The organism is Vreelandella glaciei, from assembly GCF_013415125.1.
GTDB classification, from domain to species: domain Bacteria; phylum Pseudomonadota; class Gammaproteobacteria; order Pseudomonadales; family Halomonadaceae; genus Vreelandella; species Vreelandella glaciei.
Window position 1 is genome coordinate 1 of sequence record NZ_JACCDE010000018.1, and the last position, 18,606, is coordinate 18,606.

Here is an 18,606-nt window from a genome sequence, read left to right on the forward strand (position 1 = left end):
CAGCACGGTGGGTTTTGGCAATAACGGGCTTGCGAAAGCCAACTTGCACGGGGCGAATGATCAAAAAGTGCTCGCTGGCGGTGATAGGGAAAGTGTCGGCGCCGGCTTCACGGATTCAGGTCTATTTCAAGCGCCTGCCGGATACGGATCACGACGCTTAAACGCAAACAGCCCCCTGTAGTCACTCTGCTTAGAGAAATACGCTCAACGCAACTGGCTGTCTTTGCTGCCGCGGCGGTTATAGCCGCTAAAAGCGGACTGTGCTTTATCCTGCTCTGCCTGACACGCCACACAGAGACGCACACCGGGAATAGCCTTGCGACGCGCCTCAGGAATGGTGCCACCGCACTCCTCACATGCCTCAAGGCTATCCCCTGAGGGCAGTTGGCTACGCGCACGCCGCACCGCATCGTCCAGTGTGCTTTCCATCTGTTCTTGCTCGGCACCGTCTTTTGCCCATCCACCTGCCATGGTCTCCTACCTCCTTTTAAAAAAACAACTGTTCAACATCAAACCTTTAGCATAGCAGTTACGCTCGTTGTTAATGCAGGATGCAAAGAGCTAAGGGGTTAGTCCTGACCAGCTTTGGTGATAGCACCAGGCTCCTCTCCCCCCTCAAACACATCAGGATATTTTCGCTTGGCCCGCACTAAGCGAATAATGGTGATGATGTTGGTGACCACGATCAGCCCTTCTGCAACAGTACCGCCGATCGTGCCAATTAGCAGGTTGTTCAGCATCCAGGCGAAGGCAGCCAGCCCCAAAAAAACCCGCATGGCAATGCCGCGCATTAGAAACATGCCAACGGTTCCCAGCACCATGGCCGCCACCGGCAGCATATCCACCCAGCTTTGCCAAGTGAAGGCCGCGGCGATACCGCTGGCCAGCAAGACACCCGCCATCACGGCTTTACTTCCCAGGTAACGGCGAGCCAGAACAATCCGCATCACCAGCACCGTTAGCGCAGCCGCTGTCCAGCTCTCGAAAAAGACAAATTGCAGCGCAAACGCCACATTGGCAGAAATCAGTAACACCAAGAGGCGATCGTCGTTTTTACTGGCAAAGGCCACTACGCATATCACCAGGGCCACCAAGCCACAGAGCTGACCAGCCAGGGCACTATGGCTTAGGTTGTCTAACATTAATAACGCTCCTCTTTTGTATGCTGTCGTTTTAAAAGCTGCCGTTAGCCCCATACTGGCACAGTTAGCGTTCGCCCTAACCCAGAAACCGAACGCCTTGGGCAGCCAGCGGGCTGCGTAGTTTGTCTGGCAGCGGCACATCGGTCACTACGGCATCATAATCACCCAACTGACCCGCGGCGCAGCGTAGCGGCAGGTCGAACTTGGTTTTATCCAGCACTAATACACGATAACCGGCATGGGCTAACAGCGCCTCTCGGGCCATCACTTCGTCGTCGTTATAGTCATAAAGCTGGCCATGGCTATCCATTCCCCCCACCGAGACAATCCCCACATCGGCACGGTAGCGTTGAAAAAAGCGCCAGGCATCGCCGCCAATCACGTCCTGGTCACGACGACGCACTCGTCCACCCGCCACCACTAACTCACACTTCAACTGGCACAGCTTAATCAGCGCATGCAGGTTATTGGTCATGATATGCAGGCCTTGCTTATCACTCAGCGCATCGGCCAACTGCTCAACCGTGGTGCCCGTGCCTAAAAATAGTGCTTGATGATCCTGTACCAAGCTCGCTGCCCGCGCCGCGATCTGCCGTTTACCCGCCACGTTCACGATCTGACGCTGGTCGTAGCCAATGTTTTCCTGCTCGGGAAACGGCAGCACCTCCCCTTGGCGGCGCAGCACCAAGCCTTTATCAGCCAAGTGGCGAATATCCCCACGCAGGGTTTGCACAGAAACCCCAAACTCGCCTGCCAGGCTGTCTACCGATTGGCGCCCCTGTGAGTGGATTCGCTGTAATAGCTGTTGTCGACGTTCGAACTGGCGCATAGCCCCTCTCAGCACAACGAAAGTAAAAAGCGTGACAAACGAAAGCCACAAAAGGTTGAACGAAAGCGTACTGTCACTTTGTTGTAAGCAGATGACAGTAGCTTAGGTGGGGTTCACTCACTGGAGGTTTACCCATGTTGAAGCGCACCCTGTTATCTATTCCGACATCTGCCCTTACTGCTGCCGTCGCGGTAGCCAGTTTTTCCCTTTCAGCTCAGGTAGCGGCGAACGAAACGCTGACGCTCTACACCAGCCAGCCCAATAGCGATGCACAGCAAACCGTTGACGCCTTTGAAGCAGCCTATCCCGACATTGAAGTGGAGTGGGTACGCGACGGTACCACGCGATTAATGACCCGGCTGCGCTCGGAGCTTTCAGCCGGGGTGAGCAACCCCGACGTACTGCTGATTGCCGACAGCATGACCATGGAATCACTTAAGCAAGAGGGCCATTTACAGCCTTACCTAAGCGATGAGCGCCAAGCCTATGACGCCGACCTGTATGACCCGGAAGGCTACTACTACGGCACCAAGCTGATCACCACCGGGATTGTCTATAACACCGGCGCCGAGCATCAGCCGCAAAGCTGGCAAGATCTGCTGGGGCCTGACTACGAAGGGTTGGTCACTATGCCCAGCCCGCTCTACTCCGGCGCGGCACTGATCCATATGGCGGCAATTAGTGCTAATCCAGAATTAGGTGCCGAATACTACGACGCCCTGCACGACAATCGCACCGAAGCACAGGGCGGCAATGGGGGCGTCTTTAACGCCGTGGCCGCGGGCACCAAGCCCTACGGCATCGTGGTGGACTTCCTGCCGATTCGTGAAGCTGCCAAAGGCTCGCCGGTCGAATTCGTGTTTCCGGAAGAAGGCGTGAGCGCGGTAACCGAGCCGGTCGCTATTATGCAGGGCGCAGAGAATGTCGATGCCGCGCAAAAGTTTGTTGATTTCGTGCTTTCCCAGCAGGGCCAGGAACTGGTCAGCCAGCAGGGCTACCTACCTGCCCACAACGACGTTACCCCTCCGGAAGGCTTCCCCGAGCGCGATAGCATTACCCTGATGCCGGTTGATACCGAGCAGGCATTGGCGCAGGAAGAAGAACTCAAACAGCGTTTTAGCGACCTCTTCGGCGGGTAATCATGACGCCCGCTCTCAACTATGACAATAAGGACGGCAGCGACAACAAGTACGGCAGCCAGCACCGCTGGCTGCTTTCAAGCCTGTTGATTGCCATTGTGCTGCTCAGCCTGGCACCCAGCCTGCGCCTCCTGTTCGAAGCGTTGAGCGATCTTACCCAGGGCCGCCAATCGCCGCTGTGGCAGGTGCTCAACAGTGCCAGCACTTGGCGAGCACTCTGGCATAGCCTGTATACCTCGGGGCTCGGCATGCTGATCGCCCTGATCCTGGGTAGCCTGTTCGCCTTTGCCATCACGCTCACCAATGTGCGCGGAAAAGCGTGGCTGGTGTTCTGCTTTATGCTGCCGATGATGATTCCGCCCCAGGTTACCGCCTTGAGCTGGCTGCAGCTCTTTGGCCCGGCCAGCCCGCTGCTGAAAAGCATTGGCATGGCGCCGCCGCTAGGCAGCCCACAGCCGCTCTACTCCGCGGAAGGCATCGCTTTACTGCTGGGCATCCAGAGCGCACCACTGGTGTTTCTAGCCCTGCGTACCAGTCTGCTTTCGCTGCCCCAGGAACTGATCGAAGCCGCCCGCATTAGCGGTGCCAAACAGACCCAGGTATGGGGTCATATTATTCTACCCGTGACCCGTAGCGGCTTGATCGCCGGGGGCGCGATGGCGTTTATCTCGAGTCTCGGCAATTTCGGCATCCCCGCCATGCTGGGTATTCCCGCAGGCTATTACGTGCTGCCCACGCTGATCTACCAGCGTATGGCCAACTTCGGCACCGGGGTGTTGGCAGAGATGGCTGCGCTCTCCTTGCTGATTGGTTTACTGGCATTGGCTGGGGTGGCGTTGCAACAGCAATTGATGAATCGCAGCCGCTTCGGGCTGGGCGGCCATAGTGGGCGTTCACACGATTTCACCCTGGGAAGTTGGCGCTCGCTGGTGACCGCCACGCTCGTTGGTATCTTACTGATTATTCTGGTCGCACCGCTGCTTGCGCTCATTATCAGCTCGCTGGTACCCGCCATGGGCGTGCCGTTAAACGCTGAGACCGCCACTCTGAACGCTTACGCCGAAGTGATGGGTCGCCAAGGCGCCACATGGCGAGCGGTGAACAACAGTCTGTGGCTAGCGGGCAGCGCGGCGGTGGTGCTGATGCTGCTCAGTCTGCCATTGGCTTACCGGCTACAGCGCCTGCCGGAGCGTTGGCGGGGTGTGGTACTCAGTGCCATTGAGATTCCTTATGCGCTTCCCGGCGTGGTCTTGGCCATTGCCTGCATTCTGCTCTTTGTTCGCCCGCTGCCGATTATCAATGTGGCGCTCTACGGCACCCTGGGGCTGATTTTTATCGCTTACCTGGCGCGCTTTCTAGTGGTCTGCGTTAAGCCTGTCGCCGCCAGCCTGGCGCAGCTGGATCCTTCCCTTGAAGAGGCGGCACAGCTCGCGGGTGCAGGCCCCTGGCGACGCCTGGGCAGCATTATTTTACCCCTGGTGGCGCCCGCGCTGTTCGCCGGCGGCCTGCTGGTGTTTCTGCTGGCGGTCAACGAACTGACCGTGTCAGCCCTGCTATGGAGCGCCGGTAACGAAACCCTCGGCGTGCTGATTTTCAACCTCGACGAAGGCGGCGAAAGCGTGCTGGCCTCTGCGGTATCAGTGCTGGTGGTAATCATGGTCGCCTCGCTGATGCTGACACTCAGTTTACTGGCGCCGCGTTTACCTAAAGGAGTCATTCCATGGCAGAGTTAGGCATGGCAGTGCCATCTAGTGCAGGGCTATCGATCGATCGTGTTACCAAGCGCTTTGGCGAACAGACGGCAGTCGATGCGCTGTCGCTGACGATCAATCCAGGCGAATTTGTCGCCCTGCTCGGCCCCAGTGGCTGCGGCAAAACCACAATGCTACGCATGCTGGCGGGGTTTGAGACGATCAATGACGGCACGATCCAATTAGCCAATCGCACCCTGGCCAGCGCCGATACCCATGTGCCTCCCGAGCAGCGCAATATGGCCATGGTATTTCAGTCCTATGCGCTGTGGCCGCATATGAGCGTGGCGGACAATGTGGGCTATCCGGTCAAGCTGCGCGGCCTGCGCGGGGCGGCGTATCACCAGAAGGTGCAGCAGGCCCTGGCCCTGGTGGAGCTCGATGCTTATGCCGACCGCATGCCCCAGGCCCTCAGTGGCGGCCAGCGCCAACGCGTCGCTCTCGCGCGCTGCCTGGTCAGCGACCCTTCGGTGGTACTGCTGGATGAGCCACTGGCCAACCTTGATCGGCACCTGCGCGCCACCATGGAGCACAGCTTCCGCGATTTTCACCGGCGTACCGGCGCCACCTTGGTTTACGTCACCCACGACCAAACCGAAGCCATGGCGCTGGCGGATAAAATTGCGGTGATGAAAGCGGGCAAGCTGGTTCAGTGGGGTGCCCCTGAAACCCTTTACCGGCAGCCGCGAACCGCCTGGGTAGCGGGCTTTATCGGCCAGGGCAGCCAATTAAGGGTCGCCGCCGGTCACCCAGGGAAGCTTCTTGAGGGCGCGGCCCTGATGCGCGGGCTGAACACCATCAAGTCCGAACGAACCCAAAGCGTGCTGGTGCGCCCGGAACATATTCAGATCAGCGCGGCACCCGCTTCCTCCGCAACTCCGATTCATAACCAGCTTGCCGCACAGGTGGAGAACGTGATTTTCCGCGGCGAGCGCTACGAACTCAGCCTGCGCCTGCCCAGTGGGGAAATCCTGCTGGCCTACCACCACACCGCGCCTGACCTGGGTAGCCAGGTTGCCGTCGACCTTCAGCAGGGCTGGTGCCTGGAGCCCGAGCAATGAGTGTCACTATCGAGATTCTCAGTGGTTTAGGTGCCAAAGGGCCTGCTGCGATAGTGGTAGAAGCTCAGGGAAAACGCCTACTGCTAGATGCAGGCGGTGCACTCCACCCGGATGACACTATCACTTGGGCGAACAACCTGGATGTGGATGCCGTACTGATTAGCCATGACCATATTGACCATATCGGCGGCGTGGCCGAGCTAGCAGAGAGCGTGCCACTTTATTGCACGCCGCTGGTAGCCAAGGCCTTACCTCACAACCGCGCGTGGCGCCCCTTGCCCGAACGCGGCACGCTAGAGGTGGAAGGCATTCCCGTCACCACCGGCCAAGCGGGGCACTCGCTTGGCGGTGTGTGGCTGCATTTAGCGGTGGAAGGCGGTGTTTTCTATAGCGGCGATGCCTGTTTTGAGTCGTCTGTGTTTCCGTTTGATACCCCGCCTAAAGCGGCTATTGCGCTACTGGATGCCTCCTACGGCTGCTACGACCAACCCCAAACGCAGTGTGTGCAGGCTATTAGTGAGCGCCTTGATCAGCCGCTGGCGTTTCCGGTGCCGGAAACCGGCCGTGCGTTGGAAATGGCTCTATGGCTGGTTGATGAGGCTTCGGCGCGAGGGTTAACACTCGCCATCGACGCCGATATTCGCACCAATCTTGCCGCCCTACTGGCAATGCCTGAGGCGCTGCGGCGCCCTGGCACTAATGACGCTATCGCCAAGGTATTGGCACGAGGAGACGATGAAAATGCCACGCTAAGACTAATGCGTGATCGCGATGACACCCCACAACAGTGGCCCGACCATCGCCTGCTTCACACCGGTTACTTAACCCCTGATCGCCGCGCCGAGCTAGCGGCAGGCCAAATCAGCTGGCAGCGCTGGAATGTGCACCTGCGCGCGTCACACCTGGTGGCGCTCGCTGATCAGTTGGGCGCTACTCAAGTAGTGCCGCTATTTACTCAGCTTAGCGATAACGAATTAAAGGCGTGGCATGGGTTGCTAACCAACCGCCTCGGCACTGCTCAGCGTTTCACAGCCAATACTCGTTTGGTCACTCACTCTTGTTTAGGAAGTTATGCATGTCCGCAGTAATTGTTGATGTCGACGGCACCTTAGCCGAGTTTCACCCCCACCAGGTCAGCGACTGGGTGCTGGGCAGTCAAAAACAGTGGGAACCCTTCTTTGCCCATATGGCCGAAGCCCCGGTGATCGAAGCGGTGGCTAAGCTGGTCAAAATTCTTAAAGCCCAAGGCCAGCAGATCGTTATCTGCAGTGGCCGCCCGGACAGCCACCGTGAGCATACCCAGCGCTGGCTGGAGCGCCACACGATTCCTTTTGACGCCATGTACCTGCGCCCAGAAGGTGACGACCATATAGATGATGAAGCAGTAAAAGAGGCGCTTCTGGAGCGTATGCGCAGCGATGGTTTTGCGCCTTGGCTGGTGCTGGATGACCGCGACGCCGTGGTCGCCCAATGGCGCGCGCTTGGGCTTACCTGTTTACAGTGCGCGCCGGGAGATTTTTAAGCGTTTGCCAGACTGGCTCGGTATTGCCAAACCAGCACCGCCAAGGGCACCAGCGCGGCAGGGAGCAACACTAGGTTTAGCGTCGCCCAGCCTAAACCGCTGACCAAGGGCCCGGCGAGCAGCGCAGTGATGGCGGCAGTGCCAAACACTAAAAACTCGTTGGCAGCCTGGGTGCGCGCTTTATCCACCGGGCGGTAGCTCTCGGTGAGCAGCCCAGTAGCGGGCAAAAAGGTAAAGTTCCAGCCCAACCCCAGCAAAATAAGAGCCACGTTAAACCCCGCTAAGCCGACACCCCATTGGGCGACCAGAGCACTCGCTACCAGCAGCAGGCAGCCGGCCACAATCACCTGCTTGGCACCGAAGCGGGTGGCTAAATGGCCAGTGAAGAACGAGGGTAAAAACATCGCGACCACGTGCCACTGAATGGTCATTGAAACATGGTTAAAGTGGTGCCCTGCCCCCGCCATGGCGAGCGGTGTGGCGGTCATGGCCAAGTTCATTACGCCATAACCGACCATCGCCGCGCTCACCGCCACAATAAATCCAGGTTGGCGGAGTATCTTACCCAGCGGCAGCGCAATGCCTTCGCCGTGGGTGCGGGATGCGGGCGACAGTTGCGTCAGCATCAGCACCACCAACGCCAGAGCGTAGAGCACGGCTAAACCAACAAAGCTGCCCAAAAATGGCACCTCGCCCAGCTCACGGCTCACCCTGGCCAGCCACGGCCCGGCAAACGCCGCCAGCACACCGCCCCCCATCACCAAACCAATCGCCCGATCTCGCATCGCGGCGGGGGCGGCTTCCACCGCAGCAAAGCGATAGAGCTGACCAAAGCCAATGCCGATGCCAATTAGCCAAGTGGCCAACAAGAACAGGCCAAAGCGCTCGCCGATCAGCGCCTGCACGGCGACCAGTGCACCCACCAGTCCCACCAGATTGCCCAGTATAAAGCCGCGTTTTCGGCCCAGCCTGGCCATAATTAATGAGGCGGGAATGGTGGCACACATCAGCCCCAGCCACTGGGTGGCAACCGGCGCGGTCGACCATGACGCACTTGGCGCCAAAGACGCCCCAATCAGCGGCGAAACGGCAATCAGCAAAACGTTTCCGGTGACCAGCAGCGCTTGGCAGAGCGATAGTAGTGCGACGGTTAAAGGCATGGGGCACTCTCCTGAAGTGAATCGGTGCGGGAAGACGCAAAGCGTTGACGATAGACCGAGGGTGATACGCCGTAGTAGCGCTGAAACTGACGGCGCAGTTGCTCCGCGCCGCCCAGCCGCCAGCGTTGTGCCAGACGTTCAAGGGAGAGCTGCTCGCGCTCGTTAAGCAGCGCCAGGCGCGCTTGCTCAAGGCGTAGTTGGGTCAGGTAAGCGCCGGGAGTGGTATTTAAGTAGCGTCTAAATAGCCGGGTTAAATGGCGCGGGGAGACCGCCATCAGGTCGGCCATGCTCTCAAGCCTGTGATCTACGCTGGGGTCGGCGTGGAGCTGATCCAGCAAGCGGCGCAGCGGCCCCGCCTCTTGTTGGTGTCGCAGTATCTCGCTGAACTGCGACTGCCCACCTGGGCGCTGCAAAAACACCACTAGCTCACGGGCCACCCGCCCGGCTAGATCAGCACCGTGATCTGCCTCTACCAGCGAAAGCGCCAAATCAATCCCCGCCGTTACACCGGCGCTGGTGTAGCGGCCGTTGCTTTCGATATACAGTGCATCCGGCTCAACGCTTAGTGCGGGGTACTCATCTGCCAGTTGAGGTGCATGGCGCCAGTGGGTGGTGACGCGGCAGCCATCCAGCAACCCTGAAGCGGCTAACAAAAATGCCCCAGAGCAGATAGAGCCTAGCCGCCTCACCTCTGGGGCGACCTCACAAAGCACCTGCTTCACTGCGGCTATTTCAAGCTGCTGAATCACGCCACTGCCGCCCGCCACCAACAGCGTATCCAGGGGCAGTAAATGAGTAAGTTGGTGGTAGGTGTGCGTAGCATGCACGGCTAGGCCGCCGTTGGTGATAACCGGGCCGACGGCATCAGCGACAAGGGTCAATTGGTAGAGCGGTTGAGGGCTTAACGCATTAGCGCTGGCAAACACTTGCCAGGGGCCGCTGACATCCAGCAGCTGGCAGTCGGGGTAGGCAAATAGGGCAATATGACGAGTCACTGTCTCTCTCCGCTAACGGGCTATCAAAGCAGTAGAGAGAGTGTCAGCGCTACGCGATATGTCGGCAAGGACCATTACCCCACCGATTCAGACATCTTTATAAAAGCGCTACATTCGCATCAGCCCGTCCTTTCTAATGGCGCCTCCATCCTGCGTACGCTGGAAACGAAATCACTAAAGCGCTCGCCTTGAATTAATACATGATCGCTCAGCGCTTGCTGCGCCGCCACAGGGTCGCCCCGTTCGATGGCTTCCACGATGGTTTGGTGCTCGCTGAGGGAAGTATTTACCCGTTGGCGCACCTGAAGTTGAAGGCGCCGGTAGGGCTTTAGGCGCTGCTTCAGTTGACGCGCTTCGCTGGCCAAAAAGGCGTTGTGGCTAGCGGTGTATATACAGTCGTGAAAGCCTTCGTTTTCGTAGTAATACTCGTCGCTGTCGCCAGCCAGGGCCGCTGCTTCGCAGCGCTGATGCGCCTCTCTTAACGCAGCCAGCTCTGGCTCGGTAATCCGGCGGGCCGCCAAGCGTCCGCACATGCCTTCAAGTTCCGCCATCACCTCAAACATTTCGATCAACTGATCAATGCCTACTTTTGCCACGAAGGTGCCCTTCTTCGGCGAAACGGTGACTAACCCGCTGGCCACCAATTGCTGAAAGGCTTCGCGCACGGGTGTTCGCGAGACCTGAAACTCATGGCCCAAGGCTTCCGGGTCCAGGCGCTCTCCTGGCACACGGCGGCCATTAATAATGTCATCCTCAAGAGAATCTCTTAATCGCTGAGCGTTGGAACGCTTGGTGCCCGTCATGTTTTACCTCCTTGGATCGCGACTCACCTTAGCCGTTTTAATGCTGTCATACAGTTGACATTAGCATACGTAGCGCCTATTGATATATATATCAGCTCGACTGATAGATACATAAAGTCAATCCAAACACATAACAACAATTGTTGGAGACGCCACATGCAACGCTATTTGATCTCAACTGCTGCCGCCCTCGGTCTCGCTATTGCGGCTTCCCACGCTTCTGCCGATACCGTGCTTCGCGCGTCGCATCAATTCCCTGGTGGCCAGGGGGATGTTCGCGATGAAATGGTGCAAATGATGGCCCGTCACGTAGCCGATGCCGACGTTGGCCTGACCATTGAAGTCTACCCCGGCCAATCGCTGTTCAAAGCGCGCGAACAGTGGGGCGCCATCGCCCGGGGCCGCCTGGACATCACTTCGCTGCCGCTGGATTATGCCAGCGGGCGGCACCCTGAGTTCTCTGCCACGCTGATGCCAGGCTTAGTGCGCAACCAGGCACATGCTCAGCGTCTGAATGACTCCGAATACATGGAGATGATTAAAGCGGTGATCCTCGAGGGCGGTGCTCGTGTGCTCTCAGACGCGTGGCTGTCGGGCGGCTTTGCCTCTAGTGAGCAGTGCATTACCTCACCCGATACCGTCGAGGGCCAGAACCTGCGCGCCGCAGGTCCCGCGTTTGAAGAGATGCTGGAAGCCGCCGGCGCCTCCATCGCCTCAATGCCGTCTTCTGAGGTTTACACCGCCATGCAAACCGGCGTTCTGGACGCCGCCAACACCTCGTCGATGTCGTTTATCTCTTTCCGCCTCTACGAGCAGGTCGAGTGCTTGACCGAGCCGGGCGACTTCGCGCTGTGGTTTATGTACGAACCGATTCTAATTTCCGAGCAGGTGTGGCAAGGACTTAACGAAGAGCAGCAGGCGGCGCTGACGGAAGCTGGTGAAGCCGCAGAAGCCTTCTTTGCTGAAGAGGCCGCCGCCATTGATCAGGAGATGGTCGATCTTTACGAAGAGAACGGTGTAGAGGTCGTTAGCATGAGCGAAGACGATTACAACGCCTGGCTGGAAATCGCCCGTGAAACCTCCTACAAAAACTTTGCCGACAATGTTCCCAATGGCCAAGCCATTATCGATGCAGCACTGGCCGTCGAGTAAGCAACCTATGAACGCCTAACGGCTCGGCTGCCCTTCGGGGTGGCCGTTTTCAACTGATGCTTGCTTAGCTTGGCGAAATAACCAGCTTGTCGAGGGAATTATGGCACCTGCAACGACTCACAATGCCCTTGCGCGAGGGGGCATCATTGGCGGCTACATTCGCGTCATGGATAAGCTCTCGCGGCTTTCCGCCTATTTGGCCTGCGCCATGTTTATCGCTGGCGTATTAGTGATTTGCCAGATGGTCTTTATTCGCTACTTACTCGGAATGAGTACCAGTTGGCAGACCGAATTTACCATCTTCTCAGTAACGGCAGCGATGTTGATGGGGAGCCCTTATGTGCTGATGACCGGCGGGCACGTGGCTATCACCATTGTTCCCGATGCGCTGGGCGGAATTACCCGCACCATCATGCGCTTGATCGCTTCGCTGTTTGGATTAGGTTTTTGTGCCGCCTTGGCGTACGCCAGCTGGGTCTATGTTTTTGAGGCGCTGCATGGCGAGTGGACCACTGGCTCGGTATGGAATCCCCCGCTGTGGCCCGCCTTACTGCCCATGGCAGTCGGTTCCACCCTGCTGTCGCTGCAGTATGTGGCTGAAATTCTGCGTGGGGAGAGCTAAGCATGGATCCCATTACCTTAGGCATTATTGTCGCCATCGCGCTGATTGGGCTGATGGCCATTGGTACCCCTATCGCTTTCGCCCTGGGCGGTGTGTCGCTGCTGGCGCTGATTTACGACCGTGGCCTTTCCGAGCTCACCTACTTCGGTGAAACCTTTTTTGACCGCATCGCCGAGTTTGGTTTTGTCGCCATTCCGATGTTTATAATGATGGGCGCCGCGGTGGCTTCCTCCCCCACCGGGCGCGATCTGTATCGCTCGTTGGATCTATGGATGGGCAAGCTGCCCGGCGGCTTGGCGGTTTCCAATATCGGCGCCTGCTCTATTTTTGCCGCACTATCGGGTTCATCCCCCGCCACCTGTGCGGCGATTGGCAAAATGGGCATTCCTGAAATGCGCATGCGCGGCTACCCGGATGGCGTTGCAGCAGGCTGTATTGCCGCGGGTGGCACCCTGGGCATTCTGATTCCGCCGTCGGTCACCATGATTATCTACGGCATCTCCACCGAAACTTCTATTGGTCGGCTGTTTATCGCCGGGGTAGTGCCAGGCTTTATGCTCGCGGGCCTGTTTATGATCTGGACCATGATCGCCTGCAAGATGGCCGGTGGTTATAACAACCCGATGGCGGAGTCCGTCGAACGGCTAAAACAGAACGTTAAGCAGAATGTTGATACCAACCTGAAAGCCCTCGTCCGTGTTCTGCCTTTCATGGGTGTCGTCGCGGGTATTCTGTTTGCCTTGTATGGCGGGGTGGCAACACCTTCAGAAGCAGCAGGTGTAGGCGCATTTCTGTGTTTGGCGCTGGCTATTCTGATCTACCGCATGTGGCAGTTGGGGCCGATCAAACTGATCATGCGCGACTCGCTGCGTGAAAGCGTGATGATCATGCTGGTGATCGCCACCGCCGAAGTGTTCGCCTACGCGCTCTCCTCGATGTTTATCACCCAAACCGTGGCGGGCGCGATTGCTGACTTGGACATCAACCGCTGGGCGCTGATGGGGGTCATTAACCTCTTCCTGCTAGTGGCGGGTTTCTTCCTGCCGCCCGTGGCCGTAATCGTGATGACCGCGCCGATTCTATTACCCATCATCCTGGCGGCCAACTTCGACCCTTACTGGTTTGCGGTGATTTTGACCATTAACTTGGAAATCGGCCTGATCACACCGCCGGTGGGTCTCAACCTGTTCATTATTAAAGGCATCGCGCCGGATATCTCGCTGCGCGACATTCTGATGGGAAGCTTGCCCTACGCGCTGTGTATGGTGCTGGGTATCTTGCTGCTGTGTCTCTTCCCAGGCATCGCGCTTTGGCTACCTAACTTGATCATGGGTTAAGGAGTTCGACCATGAACATGCTGTTTTTGCAGGAGCTGTTCAACAACATCACCCAACGTGATGCGTTGTTACGGCGCCGCCATCCAGAGACGTTAACGCCCGACCATGGGCAGTTGGTGAAAGCCTGCCAAAAGTTGCTGGAAAGCGATGGTGAAGCCTCCAGCATTGCGCTGGCAAGCCGCGCTTTGGCGATTTATCAGCGCCTGTCACCGGCGGAGAAAAGCAGCTTCTTTGCCCGCCTAACGACGGACTTTTCGGCCGAGCCCGGCCCCATTGACGCGGCCTATCTGGCGTATCAAGAGGTTCGCGACAACCAATCGCTACAGCGCCTGTTTGAAGCTTGTGAGCCACGCAGGCAGGAGCTTTTCCGGCGTTTAAACCTGGCCAGCGACGGCACCTATGAGCTGGTTAAAATGCGTGAGGATCTATTGGCGCTGCTGCGTGAACAGCCCGAACTGGCGGCCATCGACGACGATTTCGCCCATCTATTCGGCTCCTGGTTCAATCGCGGCTTTTTGATGCTCAAGCGTATTGACTGGAACACCCCCGCCTCGATTCTAGAGAAGATCATCCGCTACGAAGCGGTACACGAAATACAGGATTGGGATGATCTGCGTCGGCGGCTAGACGCCCGCGACCGTCGCTGTTTTGCCTTCTTCCACCCAGCGATTGGCGATGAGCCGCTAATCTTTGTGGAAGTGGCCCTCCATAAGGGGTTGCCAAGCCGTATTCAGCCCATTCTTTCTGGCGAAAGCAGCTATAGCAAAAAAGGGATCGATGAGGCCGAGGAGGCCGATACTGCGGCGTTCTTTGGCATCAGCAACTGCCAGACCGGCCTGCGAGGCATCTCCTTCGGTAATTTTTTGATCAAGCAGGTGGTGCAAGAGCTCTCCCAGGAGCTGCCGCAGCTGAAATACTTCGTCACTCTCTCGCCGGTGCCCGGCTTCGCCCAGTGGTTGCAAGAACAACGTCATGACGAGCAGCTGCCTTCGTCGCTGCGTAAATCGCTTAAAGGGCTTGAAACCCCTGGATGGCATCAGGACGACGCGCTTGAAGAGCAGCTTAAAGCCGCGATCCGCCCGCTGGCCGCACGTTATCTCATCGAAGAGAAGAACCGCCACGGCCTACCACTCAACCCAGTGGCTCGCTTTCACCTCGGCAACGGCGCCGAACTCCACCGCATTAACTGGTTGGGCGATATCTCCGAGAAGGGCTTTAAACAAGCCGCAGGGCTAATGGTTAACTACCTGTATGTGCTGGACGATATCGAACGCAATCACGAAAACTATACCGCCAAGGCGACCGTTGCTTGCTCAAATGAGGTGCGTGACCTCGCCAAACGCGCCCGCAAGCTGGCCAAGGGAGAGACCACCAAATGAGCCACAACCTATTTGAAACCTTTGCTGCCAAAATGCGCGAGCGCGCAGAGGCCGATTTCATTACTACCCGCGACGGCCGCCGCTATCGCTATACCGATGCACTGACAATAAGCGCGCAGCTTGCCGGTGCGCTAACCGAGTTAGGCGTTAAGCAAGGCGACCGCGTTGCGGTGCAGGTCGATAAAAGCCCTGAAGCCATTCTGCTTTACCTGGCCTGCCTGCGTATTGGTGGCGTCTATCTACCGCTTAATACGGGCTATACCGGCGATGAGATTCGCTACTTTTTAAACGATGCAGAGCCTGCGCTGTTCGTTTGTCGCCCCAAGATAGAAGAGCAAGCGCGGTCGCTTGCTGCTGAAACCGGCTGTCCTGGGGTGGTCACCCTGGGCAGCGCCGCCGATGGCAGCCTGATGGAAACCGCTCGCACGGCAGCGCCGCGGGAGGATATCGTGGCCCTTGGCGAGCGCGACCTGGCCGCTATTCTTTACACATCCGGCACCACCGGGCGTTCCAAAGGCGCCATGCTAACGCACAAAAACCTCGCCTCTAACGCCGAGACCCTGGCCAAAGCCTGGCACTTCAGCGCCGATGACCGGCTGATCCATGCGCTGCCGATTTTCCACACCCACGGCTTATTCGTTGCCTGCAACGTCACCTTGATGGCGGGCGCCAGCATGCTATTCCTGCCTAAGTTCGATGCCGATGTGATCTTTGAAGAGCTGCCCCATGGCAGCGTGATGATGGGCGTTCCCACGTTCTATACCCGGCTGGTTCAGGACGAGCGTTTGACGCCGGAGGTGACCGCCCATATGCGGCTGTTCGTTTCCGGCTCCGCCCCGCTTACCGCCGAAACTCATGAAGCCTTTGAAGCCAAAACCGGCCATGCGATTCTTGAGCGCTACGGCATGACCGAAACCAATATGAACCTCTCCAACCCCTATGAAGGCGCAAGGCGAGCAGGCACCGTGGGTATGCCGCTACCCGGCGTGGAGATGCGCATTACCAACCGCGAAACCGGCGATGAGGTGGCTTTGGGCGAGATTGGCATGCTGCAGATTCGCGGCCCAAATGTGTTTATCGGCTACTGGCGGATGCCCGAAAAAACCCGCGAGGAGCTGTTAGACGACGGCTTTTTCATTACCGGCGATCTCGCCATGGTCGACGAGCAGGGCTATGTGCATATTGTGGGTCGCGACAAAGACCTAGTGATTTCCGGCGGCTACAACGTCTACCCCAAAGAAGTGGAGCAGGTGATCGACGAACTCGATCAAGTGGCTGAATCCGCGGTCATCGGCCTACCCCATCCTGACTTTGGCGAGGGCGTGACCGCCGTAGTGGTGCGCCAGCAAGGTCTTGAAGATCAGCTTAATGAAGATAAGGTGATCAGCCACTTAGACGGTCGGCTAGCCAAGTATAAGCAGCCCAAACGGGTCTTCTTTGTCGATGAACTACCCCGCAATACAATGGGCAAAGTGCAGAAAAATGAGCTGCGCAAGCAGTTTAACGATACCTATCGCAGTCCTTAATAGCCCGTCCTACCAGCATACTTTTAACAGCCTTTTGCCCCGCCGCGTGCGGGGCTTTTGGTACGGCTTTGCTGGGAAAAGGAACCATTTGCTCTACTAAGTGTTAAGGTGAAACTACTTAACGAACGATGGAGCAAATCACCTTGACTACGCCTACCGTCACGAGCGGTATTACTGCCAGCGAACTCTATAAGTTAGTCAGCCAGCCAGCATCCGCCAGCAGCGAAAACACGCCCGTTGAGTGGCCCGAAGCGACCATTAGACTGGATGAGGCGAATCAGACGCTGATCTGGGAGCTCAACGACTACGGCAACTTGCCGATTACCCTCTCGCGCAGCGAAAATGAGTGGATCGCGATGGCGCCCATTGTGTCCGTCGACAGCGTCAAAAACAGCGCCGAACTTAACGAAGTGCTGCTGCGCCAGGGCATCTCGTTACCGCTGGCCTCTGTGGGTATTGTCGAGATCGACGGGCACGACTTTTATGTGGCATACGGACAGCTGTTTGGCGACTCCAAGCTTGAATCCATTTGCGCTGAGCTGCACGCCACGGCCAGTGCGGCCATGGACGTCGCCGAACTGATACAAACGCACTTCGCCTAACGTTTACCCATTGTTCGTCTATTATCCAAATCACCGTTATCAATTAGTGTCACCTCTCAGGTGACGTATAAGCGAGATTATTTATGTTAAGCAAAATCATGACCGCCCTGCGTGGCAAAGCGACTGAAACCGGTCAAACAGTGGTAGATTCCCAGGCACTGCGCATTTTAGACCAGGAAATCCGCGACTCAGAAAATCACCTGAGCCAGTCTAAAACGGAACTGACCCGCCTGATGGGCCAGCGCCAGCTGAACAGCAATAAAGCCGACACGCTGGAAAGCAAAATCGCCGAGCTGGAAAAAAGTGCCGAAGCCGCGCTGGATAAAGGCGAGGAAGCGCTTGCAGTAGAGGTGGCTGAACGCATGGTCGCGCTGCAGGATGACCTGGAAGCAGAGCGTGCGATTGTCAGCGAGTACGATGCCAGCATCGAAAAACTGCGCAGTGCCATTCGCGGTACCGATAACCAGCTTCGCCAGCTCAAGCAGCAGGTCAGCGTGGTGAAAGCCACCGAGTCAGCACAAAAAGCCCAATCTGCCGTCGCGTCTCGCCACTCAGGCCAGAACAGTGCGATGAGCAGCGCCATGGAGTCTCTGGAGCGCATCAAAGAGCGTCAGCAGCTTAATTCGGCGCAAATGCAGGCCGCTGACGATATGGCCGCTGAAGAGAGCGGTAGTTCGCTGGAAGCCCGCCTCAAAGCAGCCGGCGTGGGTGGCCAGGAGCGCAAGGCAGACGACGTGTTAGCACGCCTGAAAGCGAAGAAAAATGCCACACAGGAATAAGCGTTAAGAGCAAGTCAGCGTTTAAATTTATTAGGGAGCCAGGCCATGTTTAACACCCTCAAGGCACTTTTTCGCGCTACCACGGAGAAGGCGCCCGAGCCGAATACAGGCCGCCCGGTGGCCGCGGGCCTGCCTATGGGCATCAGCCAGGAAGACCTTGAGGGCCTGCGCCTGGATGGGCGCGTGAATATTAAGCTGATCGGCCTGCGTGCCCATCCCGATGCGCTGTTTCGCTGGAACGACGATGACTACCATCATATTGCCGCCGTGGGGCACGTCGACCTTGGTCAAGGAGCCCACCTAGTGCGCTTCTATCTGGATAACGACACATGGCTGCAGGCCAACATTGAAAACGGTCAGGTGCTTGAATATAAGCTGTTCGACTTTTACCGTGTTGCCCATCTCTCGGATGCCGAATTTGATAATTTGATCAACGGTGAAGATAAGCAGCCCGACAGCATCGGCGCCCAAACCATCGCGCTCACCTCAACCACTGAGGAAGCGCGCACTTGCACCTATCAGCGAGTGTGGGGGAATGGCGACAGCCTGTGGTCGCCGCCGGTGGTGTTCGAAGAGCAGGTAATGACCACCGAGAGCGTGTCAGCCCGCCATGTGGCCCACCATGCAATGCTCTATGAGCGTACCATCGAAGGCGCTGAGCGTATGGAATACTTACTGCTGAGCGCAGAAAGCGATGGCGAAGGCAGCTTTATGGTGGTGCACAACGTGGGGGTAGATGTGGCCTCCGTCGATATTGACGCTATGTAATCATTACCACCGTTTTTTAAATACGTTTTACCTACTACA

General features: G+C 57.6%; 20 protein-coding genes. 14 read left to right on the top strand and 6 right to left on the bottom strand.

The window, feature by feature from the left end; genetic code table 11:
- On the top strand, positions 1–181 hold a 181-nt coding region (locus HZS80_RS23270; protein WP_218927706.1), incomplete at its 5' end, for a hypothetical protein.
- 23 nt (positions 182–204) lie between these two features.
- On the opposite strand, the gene HZS80_RS12865 is transcribed toward HZS80_RS23270, so the two are convergent.
- The 3 genes from HZS80_RS12865 to HZS80_RS12875 form a co-directional block, all read right to left on the bottom strand.
- Positions 205–471, bottom strand: a complete 267-nt coding sequence (locus HZS80_RS12865) for a DksA/TraR family C4-type zinc finger protein (RefSeq protein ID WP_179916307.1) — start codon at positions 469–471, stop codon at positions 205–207.
- 98 nt (positions 472–569) lie between these two features.
- Positions 570–1,142, bottom strand: coding sequence for a YgjV family protein (locus HZS80_RS12870; protein ID WP_179916308.1), 573 nt, complete (start codon positions 1,140–1,142; stop codon positions 570–572).
- Positions 1,143–1,218: 76 nt separating this feature from the next.
- Entirely contained in the window at positions 1,219–1,971 is a 753-nt protein-coding gene (locus HZS80_RS12875) for a DeoR/GlpR family DNA-binding transcription regulator (protein ID WP_035538847.1), read from the bottom strand.
- A gap of 134 nt (positions 1,972–2,105) precedes the next feature.
- On the opposite strand from HZS80_RS12875, the gene HZS80_RS12880 reads away from it, so the two are divergent.
- The 5 genes from HZS80_RS12880 to HZS80_RS12900 are packed head-to-tail and all read left to right on the top strand — an operon-like array spanning position 2,106 to position 7,444.
- Positions 2,106–3,110, top strand: coding sequence for an ABC transporter substrate-binding protein (locus HZS80_RS12880; protein ID WP_179916309.1), 1,005 nt, complete (start codon positions 2,106–2,108; stop codon positions 3,108–3,110).
- A gap of 2 nt (positions 3,111–3,112) precedes the next feature.
- Entirely contained in the window at positions 3,113–4,843 is a 1,731-nt protein-coding gene (locus tag HZS80_RS12885; protein WP_179916310.1) for an ABC transporter permease, read from the top strand.
- Entirely contained in the window at positions 4,831–5,922 is a 1,092-nt protein-coding gene (locus tag HZS80_RS12890; protein WP_179916311.1) for an ABC transporter ATP-binding protein, read from the top strand. Before HZS80_RS12885 ends, HZS80_RS12890 begins: the two co-directional genes overlap by 13 nt.
- Complete coding sequence (locus HZS80_RS12895) at positions 5,919–7,010, top strand: MBL fold metallo-hydrolase (RefSeq protein ID WP_179916312.1); 1,092 nt, start codon at positions 5,919–5,921, stop codon at positions 7,008–7,010. The genes HZS80_RS12890 and HZS80_RS12895 overlap by 4 nt, the downstream gene beginning before the upstream one ends.
- Positions 6,998–7,444: a phosphatase domain-containing protein gene (locus tag HZS80_RS12900; RefSeq protein ID WP_179916313.1), complete on the top strand. Its 447-nt coding sequence runs from the start codon at positions 6,998–7,000 to the stop codon at positions 7,442–7,444. The genes HZS80_RS12895 and HZS80_RS12900 overlap by 13 nt, the downstream gene beginning before the upstream one ends.
- Here the strand turns inward: HZS80_RS12900 and HZS80_RS12905 are convergent.
- The 3 genes from HZS80_RS12905 to HZS80_RS12915 form a co-directional block, all read right to left on the bottom strand.
- Positions 7,441–8,604: an MFS transporter gene (locus tag HZS80_RS12905; RefSeq protein ID WP_179916314.1), complete on the bottom strand. Its 1,164-nt coding sequence runs from the start codon at positions 8,602–8,604 to the stop codon at positions 7,441–7,443. The two genes, HZS80_RS12900 and HZS80_RS12905, sit on opposite strands and share 4 nt — an antisense overlap.
- The gene (locus tag HZS80_RS12910; RefSeq protein WP_179916315.1) at positions 8,595–9,599 is read right to left on the bottom strand and encodes a GlxA family transcriptional regulator; all 1,005 of its coding nucleotides are present in this window, start codon (positions 9,597–9,599) and stop codon (positions 8,595–8,597) included. Before HZS80_RS12910 ends, HZS80_RS12905 begins: the two co-directional genes overlap by 10 nt.
- A gap of 119 nt (positions 9,600–9,718) precedes the next feature.
- Entirely contained in the window at positions 9,719–10,402 is a 684-nt protein-coding gene (locus HZS80_RS12915; protein WP_179916316.1) for a GntR family transcriptional regulator, read from the bottom strand.
- A 156-nt stretch (positions 10,403–10,558) separates the two neighbouring features.
- Between HZS80_RS12915 and dctP the strand changes: the two genes are divergently transcribed.
- The 8 genes from dctP (at position 10,559) to HZS80_RS12955 (ending at position 18,567) form a co-directional block, all read left to right on the top strand.
- A complete protein-coding gene (gene dctP, locus HZS80_RS12920) occupies positions 10,559–11,554 on the top strand; it encodes a TRAP transporter substrate-binding protein DctP (RefSeq protein WP_035561210.1) in 996 nt (331 codons plus the stop codon).
- A 100-nt stretch (positions 11,555–11,654) separates the two neighbouring features.
- Positions 11,655–12,176, top strand: a complete 522-nt coding sequence (locus HZS80_RS12925; protein WP_035561208.1) for a TRAP transporter small permease subunit — start codon at positions 11,655–11,657, stop codon at positions 12,174–12,176.
- A 2-nt stretch (positions 12,177–12,178) separates the two neighbouring features.
- Entirely contained in the window at positions 12,179–13,513 is a 1,335-nt protein-coding gene (locus HZS80_RS12930; protein ID WP_179916317.1) for a TRAP transporter large permease, read from the top strand.
- Positions 13,514–13,524: 11 nt separating this feature from the next.
- Entirely contained in the window at positions 13,525–14,892 is a 1,368-nt protein-coding gene (locus HZS80_RS12935) for a malonyl-CoA decarboxylase (RefSeq protein ID WP_035561202.1), read from the top strand.
- The gene (locus HZS80_RS12940) at positions 14,889–16,418 is read left to right on the top strand and encodes a malonate--CoA ligase (RefSeq protein WP_179916318.1); all 1,530 of its coding nucleotides are present in this window, start codon (positions 14,889–14,891) and stop codon (positions 16,416–16,418) included. Before HZS80_RS12935 ends, HZS80_RS12940 begins: the two co-directional genes overlap by 4 nt.
- Positions 16,419–16,561: 143 nt before the next feature.
- Positions 16,562–17,020, top strand: a complete 459-nt coding sequence (locus tag HZS80_RS12945) for a DUF2170 family protein (protein WP_235272498.1) — start codon at positions 16,562–16,564, stop codon at positions 17,018–17,020.
- A gap of 83 nt (positions 17,021–17,103) precedes the next feature.
- Positions 17,104–17,799, top strand: coding sequence for a PspA/IM30 family protein (locus HZS80_RS12950; RefSeq protein ID WP_035561193.1), 696 nt, complete (start codon positions 17,104–17,106; stop codon positions 17,797–17,799).
- A 45-nt stretch (positions 17,800–17,844) separates the two neighbouring features.
- Positions 17,845–18,567 carry a DUF2491 family protein gene (locus HZS80_RS12955; RefSeq protein ID WP_035561188.1) on the top strand — a complete coding sequence of 241 codons (723 nt, stop codon included), beginning with the start codon at positions 17,845–17,847 and terminating at the stop codon, positions 18,565–18,567.
- Positions 18,568–18,606: the final 39 nt, after the last annotated feature.